Annotated in this window: 12 protein-coding genes; all 12 read left to right on the forward strand. The window is 24.7% G+C overall.

Features of this window, described 5'->3' with window-relative positions:
- Positions 1-31: 31 nt before the first annotated feature.
- The 12 genes from BUE91_RS04685 (at position 32) to BUE91_RS04740 (ending at position 13,905) form a co-directional block, all read left to right on the forward strand.
- Positions 32-661, forward strand: coding sequence for an O-methyltransferase (locus BUE91_RS04685; RefSeq protein WP_073508112.1), 630 nt, complete (start codon positions 32-34; stop codon positions 659-661).
- 11 nt (positions 662-672) lie between these two features.
- A complete protein-coding gene (locus BUE91_RS04690; RefSeq protein WP_066900818.1) occupies positions 673-1,977 on the forward strand; it encodes a glycoside hydrolase family 10-like protein in 1,305 nt (434 codons plus the stop codon).
- 8 nt (positions 1,978-1,985) lie between these two features.
- Positions 1,986-3,962: an excinuclease ABC subunit UvrB gene (gene uvrB, locus BUE91_RS04695; RefSeq protein ID WP_073508113.1), complete on the forward strand. Its 1,977-nt coding sequence runs from the start codon at positions 1,986-1,988 to the stop codon at positions 3,960-3,962.
- Positions 3,963-4,307, forward strand: coding sequence for a Spx/MgsR family RNA polymerase-binding regulatory protein (locus tag BUE91_RS04700; protein ID WP_073508114.1), 345 nt, complete (start codon positions 3,963-3,965; stop codon positions 4,305-4,307).
- Between the two features lie 8 nt (positions 4,308-4,315).
- Positions 4,316-5,644 (forward strand): exodeoxyribonuclease VII large subunit, encoded by a 1,329-nt coding sequence (gene xseA, locus BUE91_RS04705; RefSeq protein WP_066900814.1) that lies wholly within the window; start codon positions 4,316-4,318, stop codon positions 5,642-5,644.
- Between the two features lie 8 nt (positions 5,645-5,652).
- Complete coding sequence (locus tag BUE91_RS04710; protein WP_066900812.1) at positions 5,653-6,132, forward strand: deoxycytidylate deaminase; 480 nt, start codon at positions 5,653-5,655, stop codon at positions 6,130-6,132.
- Positions 6,133-6,143: 11 nt separating this feature from the next.
- The gene (gene smc / locus BUE91_RS04715) at positions 6,144-9,686 is read left to right on the forward strand and encodes a chromosome segregation protein SMC (RefSeq protein WP_073508115.1); all 3,543 of its coding nucleotides are present in this window, start codon (positions 6,144-6,146) and stop codon (positions 9,684-9,686) included.
- Positions 9,687-9,694: 8 nt separating this feature from the next.
- Positions 9,695-11,005, forward strand: a complete 1,311-nt coding sequence (locus BUE91_RS04720) for a L,D-transpeptidase family protein (protein WP_066900808.1) — start codon at positions 9,695-9,697, stop codon at positions 11,003-11,005.
- 57 nt (positions 11,006-11,062) lie between these two features.
- Positions 11,063-11,770, forward strand: a complete 708-nt coding sequence (locus tag BUE91_RS04725) for a queuosine precursor transporter (protein ID WP_066900806.1) — start codon at positions 11,063-11,065, stop codon at positions 11,768-11,770.
- Positions 11,771-11,787: 17 nt separating this feature from the next.
- Positions 11,788-12,642 (forward strand): YitT family protein, encoded by an 855-nt coding sequence (locus BUE91_RS04730; RefSeq protein WP_066900804.1) that lies wholly within the window; start codon positions 11,788-11,790, stop codon positions 12,640-12,642.
- Between the two features lie 119 nt (positions 12,643-12,761).
- Positions 12,762-13,112, forward strand: a complete 351-nt coding sequence (gene rplS / locus BUE91_RS04735) for a 50S ribosomal protein L19 (RefSeq protein ID WP_066900802.1) — start codon at positions 12,762-12,764, stop codon at positions 13,110-13,112.
- Positions 13,113-13,362: 250 nt separating this feature from the next.
- Entirely contained in the window at positions 13,363-13,905 is a 543-nt protein-coding gene (locus tag BUE91_RS04740; protein WP_073508116.1) for a hypothetical protein, read from the forward strand.
- The last annotated feature ends 36 nt before the right edge of the window (positions 13,906-13,941 follow it).

A 13,941-nucleotide genomic window follows, 5' to 3' on the forward strand; every position in this document is an offset into this window, starting at 1 on the left:
TATAATTTAATAAAATCGTGAAAGGATTTTTATGATAATAAATTTTGAAAATTCTAGTAACTTTGCTAGGAACTTATATGAATTTAATGAAAAACAGGAAAAACTTGAAAAAATAGCACTAGAAAATAGAATACCTATAATTACTAGAGAAGTTTTAAAATATATGGTGTTTTTAGCAGAAAATATTAAAGCTAAAAATATCTTAGAAATTGGAACGGCTACAGGTTTTTCAGGTATTTTTTTAGCAGAAATATGTAAAAAAAATAATGGTAAATTAACAACTATAGAAATAGATCAAGAAAGATATTTAAAAGCAAATGAAAATTTTAAAGAGTTTAAGTTAAGTGAATATATAAATAACATACATGATGATGCTATGAATGTATTGCCTAATATGACTGAAAAATTTGATTTCATATTTATAGATGCATCAAAAAGTAAATATGAAGATTTCTATAATCATTCCTATAGTTTATTAAGAGAAGGTGGAATCATCTTTATTGATAATATTATGTTTAGAGGATATGTTGCAGAAGATGATGTTCCTAAGAAATATAAGACAATGGTAAGGAATTTGAAAAAATTTATTAATTATTTAAATGATAAATATAATTTTACATTATTACCCTTTGGTGATGGTGTAGGAATAGTTATAAAATAATGGAGGTAAAAATGAAAAAAATAATAGCGAGTTTGGCTTTTTTAGGATTTTTAATATCTTGTTCATCTGTAGTGGAAGAAAAAGATTTATATAAGGATTATGAAGCTAAATATAAATTAGGTGAAAATGAACCAAAAATAACTTCTAAGACTACAAATAAAGAAATATTAAGTAATGAGAAGTTAACAGAGGAAATTTTTAAGAGAGAAAATAGAAAAATTAATAAAAATCTTAAGGGTGTTTGGGCAGCAACTGTAGTTAATCTTGACTTCCCAAAAACAACAACTATGGAAGAACAAAAAAGAGAAATAGATGAAATGATGGAAAATATTAAAAAATGGGGATTAAATGCAGTATTCTTCCATGTAAGACCTGCAGCAGATGCATTATATAATTCTGAATTTGAACCTTGGTCTATTTATTTAACTGGAAATCAAAATAAAAATCCAGGATATGATCCATTAGAATATGCAATAAATGCAGCACATAAAAGAGGGATAGAGTTACATGCATGGATAAATCCATATAGAGCATCTATGAATACAGATTTAAGTAAATTATCAGATAAGAGTATAGTTAAAAGAAAACCTGAATGGATATTTGAATATGATGGTAAATTCTATATGAATCCAGGTAATCCAGAAGTAGTTAACTATGTTTCAAGAGCTATAGAAGAAATAGTTGAAAAATATGATATAGATGGTCTTCATTTAGATGATTACTTCTACCCATATCCATCAGCAACTTCAAAACTTGGAGATAATGTAGATCAAAAAGAATTTGAAATGTATGGGTCAGGATATAATACTAGAGGGGACTGGAGACGTGATAACGTTAATAATATGATAAAGAATTTATCAGTTTCAGTACATAAGATTAAACCTAATTTATCATTTGGAGTAAGTCCATTTGGAATATGGAGAAATTATGAAACAGATGTTAATGGTTCAAAAACTAAAGGATTACAAAGTTATGATTCATTATATGCAGATAGCTTAAAATGGATGAGAGAAGGATGGGTAGATTATATAGCTCCTCAAATATACTGGAATATTGGATTTGAAAAAGCTGATTATGAAGAATTAGTTAAATGGTGGTCAGAAAAATCAAAAGAAACAAATACTCCTTTATATGTAGGACATGGAATATATAAATACATAGAACAAAAACCATGGAAAGATAGATTAGAGCTTGAAAAACAACTTAAATTAAATGAAAAATATGATGCAGTTAAAGGATCAATATTCTTTAGATATGGAACTTTACTTGAAAATCCTTCAAATATTTTAAGACAAATAGAGGATAATTTAATATAAGGAAAAATATGGAATTTAAATTACATTCAGACTACAAACCTACAGGTGATCAACCAGAAGCAATTAAAAAAGTAGTTGAAAATATAAGAAATGGAATTAGTGATCAGATTTTATTAGGTGTTACAGGAAGTGGTAAGACATTTACTATAGCAAATATAATTAAAGAACTTAATAGACCTGCCCTTATAATGGCACCTAATAAAATACTAGCAGCACAATTATATAATGAATACAAGCAGTTTTTCCCTGAAAATGCTGTAGAATATTTTGTGTCATATTATGATTATTATCAACCAGAAGCGTATATACAATCTACAGATACATATATAGAAAAAGATTCTGCTATTAATGAGGAAATAGATAAGTTGACTCATGCGGCAACGGCAGCCCTTTTAAATAGAAAAGATGTTATAGTTATTGCATCTGTTTCAGCAATTTATGGGTTAGGATCCCCAAATTCATACTCAGATAGAAGTTTGTATGTAGATATAGCTTTAAATGGTATAAGAAGAAAAGAATTAATTAAATCACTATTAGCACTTAGGTATGAAAGAAATGATCTTATTCTTGAAAGAGCTAAATTTAGGGTAAAAGGTGATGTAATTGATATATACCCTATATACCAAGATATAGTTTATAGATTTGAATTTTTTGATGAGGAATTAGAAAGTATTTCTGAATTACATACTTTAACATATAAAAAAATAAGGGATATTAAAAGAATAAATCTTATGCCTGCTACCCATTATTTATCTGAAGTTGAAACTGATATTTTAGTTGAGAATATAAGAGAAGAAATGGTTGAAAGAGTAAAATATTTTGAAGATAGATTGCAGTTAGTTGAAGCACAGAGAATAAAACAAAGAACTGAATATGATTTAGAGATGATAAAGGAGATAGGATACTGTAAAGGTATGGAAAATTACTCTAGATATCTTACAGGTAAAAAATTAGGAGAAGCCCCATATACTTTACTTGACTATTTCCCAGAATCACCTATAGTATTTTTAGATGAATCACATATTATGGTTCCACAAATAGGTGGTATGTCTAATGGTGATAGAAGTAGAAAAGAAATGCTAGTTAATCATGGATTTAGGTTGCCAAGTGCTTTAGATAATAGACCTCTTAGACATGAAGAATTTTTTAATAAGGTAGGACAAGTAGTGTATGTATCAGCAACTCCAAGTGATTATGAAATAAGCGAATCAAATGGAGAAATAGTAGAATTACTTGTAAGACCTACAGGTATTGTTGAACCAAGTATAGAAATAAGACCTACTAAAAATCAAGTTGATAATTTAATGGATGATATTAAAGAAAGAGTATCAAAAGGAGAAAGAATATTAGTTACAACTCTTACAAAAAAAATGGCAGAGGAATTAACAGAATATTACCTAGATTATGGAATTAAAGTTAAATATATGCATTCTGAAATATCTACTATAGATAGAGTAGAAATAGTTAAGGGTTTAAGAAATGGAGAATTTGATGTTCTTGTTGGAATTAACCTATTAAGAGAGGGTCTTGATTTGCCAGAGGTTTCATTAGTTGCAATACTTGAGGCAGATAAAGAAGGATTTTTAAGATCAAGAAGATCATTAATACAAACTATGGGTAGGGCAGCAAGAAATGTAAATGGACATGTAATATTGTATGCTGATAAAATAACTAAATCTATGAAAGAGGCTATAGATGAGGTTGAAAGAAGACGTGTAATTCAAGAAAGATATAATAAGGAAAATAATATAGTTCCTAAAAATGTTAAGGCTCATTTAACTGAGTCATTACTTGAATATACTGAAGATGTTGAAGAAAATAAAGAAAGTAAGATAACATTTAAGTCTATAAAAGAACTAGAAAAAGAAATTAAAAAAGTTGAAGCAGAAATGAAAAAATTTGCTGAAAATTATCAATATGAAGAAGCTATAAGTAGAAGAAATAAACTTAATGAATTAAAGAAAGTATTATTGGAGGTTATGTAGATGAAGTATATACATTACCCTAAATGTTCAACTTGTCAGAAAGCACTTAAACATTTGGAAGAAAAGGGACATACTTTAGAAAAAAGACATATAGTTGAAGAAAAATTAACTAAAGAAGAATTAAGAGAAATACATAAAAAATCTGGATTAGATATAAAAAAATTATTTAATACAAGTGGTATCTTGTATAAAGAAATGAAATTAAAAGATAAATTAGACATTATGAGTTTAGAGGAAAAATTAGAATTATTATCAACTAATGGTATGTTAGTTAAAAGACCTATATTAATAGATGGTGCCAAGGTAATAATAGGGTATAAAAAAGAAAACTACGATAATGTTTAGGGGTAAATATGAATGAGAATTTAACTGTTTCTGAAATTGTAACTTTAGTTGACAAATTTATTAAAAGTAGTGATATGAAAAAGGTATCTATAGAAGGTGAAATGTCTAATATTACTTATCATAAAACAGGACATCTTTATTTCACGCTTAAAGATAGCAATGCACAAATTAAATGTACTGCTTTTGGATATATATATAAAAACATACCAAGAGATTTAAAAGAGGGAGATAAAATAAAGATAGTTGCGGATATGACTTTCTATAAACCTCGTTGTGAATTAACTTTTAATGTAGATACTTTAGAAAAAATGAATAAAATAGGATATCTTTATGAAAAACTTGAGGAATTAAAGAAAGAATACATGGAAAAGGGATATTTTGATGTAGATAAGAAGAAAAAAATTCCAACTATAGTTAAAAGACTTGGTGTAATAACTGCTGAAACAGGAGCAGCCATTAAAGATATAGTTAATACTACACATAGTAGAGATAAATATGTGGATATTTTTCTTTATCCTGTTAAAGTTCAAGGAATTGGTGCAAAAGAAGAAATAGTTGAAGCTATAAGATATTTTAATGATAATAAAGATAAATATAATTTGGATGCATTAATAGTAGGACGTGGTGGAGGAAGTATAGAAGATTTATGGGCTTTTAATGAAAGAGAAGTAATAGAAGCAATATATTATTCTGATATTTTTGTAGTATCAGCTGTTGGTCATGAAACAGATATATTACTTTCAGATTATGTTGCTGATTTAAGAGCCTCAACACCTACACAGGCTGCTGAAAAAATCATTATAAAACATGATGATGCATTGTATACTTTATATAATCTTAAAGATAAGGCTAGTAAAATATTGGAAAATAAGTATTCAAGTTTAAATAAAGAATTAAATAGTCTGAAAAATTCATATATTATTAGAAATTTTGAAGATAAACTTAATGAAAAAAGAATACTAATATCTGAACTAGAAAATATAGTAGAAAAAGCATTAAATTTAAAGATTTATAATATTAATAATGATATTAAAACTTTTAAATTTAAGATGAATACTAATAATTTAATTACAAAAATTGATAGATTTAAAATATTGTTACAATCTCAAAATGATAATATATCAAAAATAATAGAAAATAAAATTGATATAAAAAAACTTGAATTAGAAAATTTTAAATTGTCTGTTTCTAAGCATTCAAATGAAGATATTCTTAAAAAAGGATATACTATTACTACACATAATGGAAATATAATAAAAAAAGGTACAGAAGTTAGTTCTGGAGACATTATAAAAACAACTTTTTCTGACGGGTATATTGAAAGTAAAGTTAAATAGGAGGTAATATGAAGAGATCAACTTTTCTATCATGGGATGAATATTTTATGGGAATAGCATTTTTATCAGCAAATAGAAGTAAAGATCCTGTTACACAAGTAGGAGCTTGTATAGTAAAGGATAGTAAAATTGTTGGAATAGGATATAATGGTTTTCCTATAGGTTCAAGTGATGATGAAATTCCTTGGGGAAAAGAGGGAGATTTTTTAAATACTAAATATGCATATGTAGTACATGCAGAATTAAATGCTATTTTAAATAGTAATAGAGATTTAAAAGGATCTACTATATATGTAACTCATTTTCCATGTAATGAATGTGCAAAAAGTATAATACAAACTGGAATTTCAAAGGTCATATTTTTCTCAGATAAACATAAGGATAAAGATAGTTCTATTGCTTCAAAAAGAATGTTAATTAATGCTGGAATAGAAATAGTTAAGTTAGAATTAGGAATAGATGAATTAATAATTAAATTTAAGGATTAAGAGGAATAAGAATGTATTTAAAAGCGTTAGAAATAAATGGATTTAAGTCTTTTTCAACCAAGACTATTATCGATTTTACTAAGGGAATTACAGCCATTGTTGGACCTAATGGTAGTGGAAAAAGTAATATCTTAGATGCAATATTATGGGTATTAGGAGAACAGAGCTATAAAAATATACGTGCTGCTATGAGTAGTGATGTAATTTTTTCTGGTGGAAAAAATAAAAAACATGCAAATAGTGCAGAAGTAAGTTTAGTAATTGATAATATAGATAGATACTTAGACTATGAAGCTGATGAAGTTAAAATTACCAGAAGAATATATAGAAATGGAGATGGAGAATACCTAATTAATAATAGAAAATCAAGATTAAAAGATATACATAATCTTTTTATGGATACTGGTATAGGTAAACAAGCTTATTCTATAATTGGTCAGGGTAGGGTTGAAAGAATTATAGGATCTAATCCCAAAGAAATTAGGGAAATACTTGAAGAGGCTGCTGGTACTAAGAGAGCTAAAGTTGAAAAAGAAGAAGCTTTAAAAAGACTATCAAATGTACAAGTTGAGTTAGATAAAATAATATATGTTGAAAAAGAACTTGAACAAAGAGTTAAAAGATTAAAAGAAGAATCAGAAAAAGCTGGATTATACAATAGTATAGTTCATCAAATTAATGTTAATAAATACATGCTTTATGAATATAGTATTAATAAAATAGAAGTAGAACAGGAAAAATTAAATTTAGAAAAAAAAGAAAATAGTAAAAAAATTGATGATATACAAATTAATCTTGAATTAGAAAAAAAATATTTAATAAATGCTGGAGAAAAGAAAAATAGTTTAATTCAAAATATTGAAGATGAAAAAAATAAATTAAATAATATATATAAAGAATTAGAGGAAGTAAAGGAAAATTTAAATACATCTATTAGAGAAAAATCTAATTATGAAGTAAAACTTTCAGAAAAATTAGCTATAAAAGATAAGTTAATGCAAGATGAAAAAATATATAATGATAGATTATCTGTTGAAATTAAAGAAATAAATGTATTGACTAAAGAATATGTTAAGAAAAATGAAAATATAGAAATACTTAAAGAAAAAATAGAATATCTTACTAAGTTACGTAATGAAATGGAAGAGAAATTATCATTACATGAAAAATCTATAAATGAAATTGAAATGAAAAGATACAGGCTTAGAGGAGAAAATGAAGATTTAGAAAGAAAGAATAAGTTAACAGAAAATAATATTAGTAAATTAGAAGAAGAAAAGAAGATAATATTATTAAATTCTGAAAAAATTAAATTAGAATATGAATCTTTAAAAAATAAACAAACATCTCAAGAAGAGTCTAATAAAAGTATTTTAAATAATCAAAAACATTATACAGATGAAATCTTATTATTAGAAAAAGATAGAAAAAATATTGCTACTAATAGACAGAAAATAATATTTGAGAAAGAATCTAAAATTTCAAAGTTAAATTCTATACAAAAAACTTTAGATGATAATATATTTTTGACGACTTCTAGTAAATTTATTCTTGATACATTTAAAGATGATGATAATATAGTCGATAGTGTTTCTAATCTGTTACAAATACCAGAAAAATATTTAACAGCTATTTCAACTTTAGTTGGATATAGTTTAAATGATATAGTAATAAGAAAAGCTAATGAAAGTAAAAAATATATTAATGAATTGAAAAATAAAAAGATAGGAACTATATCATTTTTACCTTTAGATACTATTAAAGTATCAACTAAATTAAGTGAAATACCTAAAGGTAATGGTGTTATAGATTTTGCAAGAAATATAGTTAAAATAAAGGAAGTAGAATATGAAAAGTTAGTTGATCATATTTTTTCAAATGCTTTAATTGTAGAAGATTTAGATATTGCAAATTCTTTGATTAAAAATGGATATAATGATAGAATAATTACTTTAGATGGTGATTTAGTTACTTCAAGGGGTAGAATATCTGGGGGATATAAGAAAAATAGAGTAGATTTAACTTTGGGAAAAAGAGAAGAATTAAATGCTATTAAAAAAGACATAACATTGCTTGATGATAAAATTATAGAACTTGAAAATGAGTATAATAATATTGATACAAAAATTTCTATTTTAGATGAAAAATTGAATGTTGAAAATGAAAGGGTAAATAAATTTAAATTGGAATACAATGATATAAAATATTTACTTGATTTAAAAAATAATGAATTATCTAGTCTAGAAAGAAAAATTGATACAATAAATTATGAAATTAAAGATAGTAATTTAATGATAGTTGAAAATACAAATAAAATTGATAAAAATATACAAGAAATAGATGAATCTATGAATGTTATTGAAGAGATATATAATGAAAGAGAAGAATTAGAATTTAAATTAGGAGAAATTGAAGATGTAGATAAACATCAAACAAAATTACATAATATGTTGATTGATTTTGCAGTATTAAATGAAAAATTAACTAACAAAAAAAATTCTAAAGATGATCTTGAAATTATGTATAATAAGGTTAAAAATGATCTTGAAGAAATAAATATATTTGAAAATAATAAAGATGAATTATTTAGTAAATATAATCAAGAAATTGATGAAAAAAATAAATTAGTTGATGAATTAACTGAAAATAAAAATATATTTTCTGAAAAAATAAAAAATGATGAAATTTTATTAAAAGAACTAGAAAAAGATGAAAATAATCATTTTACTGTAATAAATGACTTAGAAAAAGAAACTATTAAGATGATAAATATAGTTGAAAAATTATCTGAAAATATAGGTAGAAATTCTAAAGAACTTGAAAACTTATTTGAAAAATTAGAAAGCTTACATGAAAGTAAGGAAAGTATAATAAATGATTTTAACTATAATATTCTTGAAGAGGATAAAGTTAGTCAAGTTAAATCCAATATTACTAAACTTGAAAGTAAAAAGGAAAATATAGGGAGTGTAAATTTAGCATCTATAGATGAATACAATTTTGAAAATGAAAGATATTTAGAATTAGTTTCACAAAAGCAAGATTTAGAAAATAGTTCAAATTCTATAAAATCGTTAATAACTAATATAGAAAATGATATGATAAGTAAATTTAGCTTTGCATTTAATGAAATTAAAAATAATTTTAAATATATGTGTTCAGAAATTTTTTATGGTGCAAAAGGAGATATTAAATTAACTGATCCTGAAAATATATTAACAACGGGCTTAGAATTAAGTGTAAAATATAAAAATAAACCTGAACAAACATTGATGCTATTATCTGGTGGAGAAAAATCAATGTTGGCAGTTTCATTTATAATGGCGATATTTATGTTTAAACCATCACCATTTACTTTTTTTGATGAAATAGAAGCAGCTCTTGATGAAGCTAATACAAAAAAAATAGTGGAGTTATTAAGACGGTTTATTGATAAATCACAATTTATCTTAATTACACATAATAAGGAAACAATGAAAGGTTCTGATAGGTTATATGGAGTTACTATGAATAAAGAAATAGGTGAATCCAGAATTGTTTCTGTTGATATATAGGAGGATTTATGAAAAAGTTTTTATTATTAATATTATTTCTTGGTATGTATAATGTTAATTATAGTAATAATGGAAGTATGGTAACAGAAGAATTTGTTAAAGTTGTTGAAGATAATAAGGAAGAAAATATTGAAATGGAAGAAAATGTTGAAAAGGAAGAGCAATCTTCTTTTGAACATATTCAAAAATTTGATAAGTCATATGAAAATATTACATTAAATTTAGAATTTGATAAATATTTTGATAAAAATTTAAATCAATTTGCCTTTATTAAGGCAACGACTAATATTAGAGATTTACCTTCAACAAAAGATAGTAAAGTTGTTGGAAAAATTAAAAATGGCATAAGATTGCCATTACTTGGAGTTATTAAGGGTGATGATGAAAAAGAATGGTTAGAGGTAATGTATAAGGATGAAAAACATTATATCTATGCTAAAAATGCAGAGATAAGAGGATTTAATTGGCAAAAGGCAGTTGAAAAAGCAAATAAAGTAAATGATTTTATTATTTCTGCAATTAAAGATGAAAAAGATATTTATTATTTACATAGCTATATTTCTTTAAATATAGAATCTGATGGAAAAGAAGATAAATATGGGAATGTATCAAATCAGAGTATTAGGGCATATTATGATAATAATAAAGAATATATTAATTTACCTGATAGGTCATTATTTACATTAGAGGGAGAAGATGATAATTATGTACATATTAAAACACTCTCTTATGGAGATGAGATATATAAAATACCTAAGATGTATATTAGAAGATTAAAGAAATCTAATATAAGTGAAATTATCAATAAATTTATATACATAGATAGAAATAGTCAAACTCAGGTTAGTATTGAAAGAAACAAGGAAACTAATATATTTAATGTTAATACAGTAGGTTATGTAACTACAGGAACAACAAAAGGAGTAGGATTTGTAACTCCTTATGGTGATTTTCTAGTTGCATATACTAAACCTGTAATGTTATATACATCTGATTTTGAAAGAGAAGATATATTAAATTCTAATGGGGAAAAAATAGGAGAAAGACCAATAATAATAGGTGATGCAAAATTTGCAATTAGATTTTCTGGTGGAGGTTATTCTCATGGAATACCATCTACTTTTGAACCTAAAGAAAATAGAAAAGAAAGAAAAAAAATGACTGAATCAAAGTTAGGTACTATACCTTTATCTCATAAGTGCGTAAGAAATGCAGATGATGTAATGGAATATCTATATAAATGGGTAAATGGTAATGGCAAAACAGATAAAAATGGCTTTACATATCCAGAAGAAAATGTTATAGTAATTGTTGACTAAAATACAGTATAGATGTTCATAGGTGGCAGCATTGAACAGAAAAATTTAGGAGGAAAAATGTTTGATTTTTTAAAAAGTAACGAAGTTATCTGGCTTCTATATGTTTTAATTAATTATTCTGTAATCTTATTTGCTTATAGAAAATGGGGAAAAGTTGGTCTTATGATATTTGCCCCTATATCTATTATACTTGCAAATGTACAGGTTAATAAATTGGTTTATTTATTTGGAATAGAAACTACTTTAGGAAACATAGCTTATAGTTCTATATTTTTAATTTCTGATATTTTATCTGAAAATTATGGTAAAAAAGCAGCTTCTAAAGTTGTAGGTATAGGATTTTTAACTATGATTTTTACAACAGTTGTGATGAATATTGCATTAATATTGGCTCCATCTACTAATGATACTAGTCAAGTTCATTTAGCAGCTATATTTACTCCATTTATCAGATTTACAGTTGCATCATTACTTGCTTATGTTATTTCATCTAATGTTGATATTAATCTATATCAAATAATTAAGAAAATATATCCAGATTTCAATAATATTTGGATAAGAAATAATTTGAGTACATTATTAAGTCAAGTATTAGATAATCTAATATTTAATTTTGTTGCATTTTATGGAGTATTTCCAATTTCATTAATACTAACAATTACATTTTCAACTTATTTCTTAAAAATTATTACATCTGCTTTAGATACACCATTTGTATATATCGCAACATATTGGAAAAATAAAGGTGTAATAGAAGAAATTTAAATATATTGGGAGAAAAAATGTTTAAGAAATATAAATCAATGATTTTACCAATAATTTTAATAGTAATGTCAGCATTTATACAATCATATACTATTGAAGTATTCATAATTCCATCAAAATTATTAACAGGTGGATTTACAGGATTATCTATATTAATAAATATGATATTATCAAATTTTGGTGTAAGTTTATCTGTAGGGATTTTATTGATAGTCCTTAACTTTCCAGTAGCATTATTATGTGCAAAAGAAATTAGTAAAAAATTTGTATTTCTATCTTTATTGCATATATTTTTAACTTCAATTTTTTTGAAATATTTTAAATTTGAGCCATTGTTTACTAATATATTATTGAACTTAACTATAGGAGCAGTAATACATGGTTTACAAATGGTTCTTGCGTTAAAAGTTGGAGGCTCAACAGGTGGGACAGATTTCATTGCTTTATATATTTCTAATAAAATAAATAAATCTATTTGGATATATATATTTATATTTAATATGTTAGTAATATTAATTTTTGGATATATGTTTACATGGGATGGTGCAGGATATTCAATAATATTTCAGTTTGTTACAACTAAAGTTATAGATACTTTCTATAATAGATACAGACGTATTACTCTTCAAATTATTACTAAAAAGGGTGATGAACTAACAGAAATGTATATAAGTAAATATAGACATGGTATGACTAAAATTGTTGGATCAGGAGCTTATTTAAAAGAGAGAGTATATATTTGCTATACAGTAGTGTCAGTTTATGAAGTTAATGATATTGTTAAAGCTATTTTAGAACTTGATAAAAATGCTATTATTAATACTTTTAAAACAGATGCTTTTTACGGTAAGTTCTATATACCACCTATTTAAAAAAATACTTGAAAAAAATATTAAAATATGATATTATTCATAGGTAAATTAAGCGAATATTCCGCTGTTTTCAATAGTATAGAAAATATGAATATTTTAGAGGGAAGGATGTGAATTTCTTGAAAGAGAAATTAATAGAATTAGTAGAAAAAGAATACTTAAAATCAGATTTACCACAATTTAAAGCTGGAGACACAATAGCTGTACATTACACAGTAAAAGAAGGAAATAAAACAAGAATACAGGTTTTTGAAGGTGTAGTAATTAGAATTTCTGGAGGAAGTATTCAAAAAAGCTTTACAGTAAGAAAGGTATCTTCAGGAGTTGGAGTAGAAAGAATTATACCAATTAACTCTCCATTAATCGATAAAATCGAAGTTAAGAAGATAGGTAAAGTAAGAAGAGCTAAATTATATTACTTAAGAGGATTAAGTGGTAAAGCAGCAAGAATTAAAGAAATTAGAAAATAATAATATGAACCTAGCAAAGCTAGGTTTTTTCTTTATTAAAAATTATTATAGTTTAGTAATTTAGTCTCAAATTATTGATGCAATATAAGTTAAGGGGTATAAAATATACAAGAGAATATATATAATACTAGATTGTTCTAAATATTTAACTGTTGACAAAACAGTGGGGGGGGGGTATAATTAAAGAAAATATTAAATAAAAGGAGGAATATAGTAGAGTTAATTATTAATAACACTATAAAATTACGATTTGAAAAAAATAGTTGATAGATATAAACTCATTTATTTTTTAATCTTTATATTAGGAAACTTAATATTTTCACAAAATATAGATTATTATGACAAGATAATAAATCAAAGATTAAGTGTGATAACAGGAATGAAAGAGCTATATTCAAAGAAGAGGAACTTTGATATTTTAGCAAATGTAATATCAGCAGATGAGATATTAAGGCAAATACCTAAATATGAAGAAAAGAAAATAAAAGAACTACACTTATACTTTCCAGATGTAGATTATTTAGAAAAATATATAGAAGATGTTTCTAAAAAAGTCGATAACATATACATATATTTATTTAACTTTAAAACTGATGATAAATATATGAAAAATAGAGATTATATAACATATGAAATGAAAAATATTAATAAAAAGGTAGAAAAACTAAATAATGTGAAAATTTTAAAAGTTAGTTTAACTGGAAAAGATTTATCAGAAATCTTTTTAGAGAGTCTAACAGAAGAAAATGTGGATGAAAAATACTTTAATAAATATATAAAAATTGAGAAATAAATTAAAAAGGGATGAAGAAAAAGGAACAAAAAAGGG

The sequence above is a fragment of the Streptobacillus notomytis genome (genome assembly GCF_001902585.1).
Classification (GTDB): Bacteria; Fusobacteriota; Fusobacteriia; order Fusobacteriales; family Leptotrichiaceae; genus Streptobacillus; species Streptobacillus notomytis.

What these genes read in the sequence shown, in the direction of transcription:
- BUE91_RS04685 (WP_073508112.1), top strand. Translation starts at nt 32, where the DNA reads ATGATAATAAATTTTGAAAATTCTAGTAACTTTGCTAGGAACTTATAT.
- BUE91_RS04690 (WP_066900818.1), top strand. Translation starts at nt 673, where the DNA reads ATGAAAAAAATAATAGCGAGTTTGGCTTTTTTAGGATTTTTAATATCT.
- uvrB (WP_073508113.1), top strand. Translation starts at nt 1,986, where the DNA reads ATGGAATTTAAATTACATTCAGACTACAAACCTACAGGTGATCAACCA.
- BUE91_RS04700 (WP_073508114.1), top strand. Translation starts at nt 3,963, where the DNA reads ATGAAGTATATACATTACCCTAAATGTTCAACTTGTCAGAAAGCACTT.
- xseA (WP_066900814.1), top strand. Translation starts at nt 4,316, where the DNA reads ATGAATGAGAATTTAACTGTTTCTGAAATTGTAACTTTAGTTGACAAA.
- BUE91_RS04710 (WP_066900812.1), top strand. Translation starts at nt 5,653, where the DNA reads ATGAAGAGATCAACTTTTCTATCATGGGATGAATATTTTATGGGAATA.
- smc (WP_073508115.1), top strand. Translation starts at nt 6,144, where the DNA reads ATGTATTTAAAAGCGTTAGAAATAAATGGATTTAAGTCTTTTTCAACC.
- BUE91_RS04720 (WP_066900808.1), top strand. Translation starts at nt 9,695, where the DNA reads ATGAAAAAGTTTTTATTATTAATATTATTTCTTGGTATGTATAATGTT.
- BUE91_RS04725 (WP_066900806.1), top strand. Translation starts at nt 11,063, where the DNA reads ATGTTTGATTTTTTAAAAAGTAACGAAGTTATCTGGCTTCTATATGTT.
- BUE91_RS04730 (WP_066900804.1), top strand. Translation starts at nt 11,788, where the DNA reads ATGTTTAAGAAATATAAATCAATGATTTTACCAATAATTTTAATAGTA.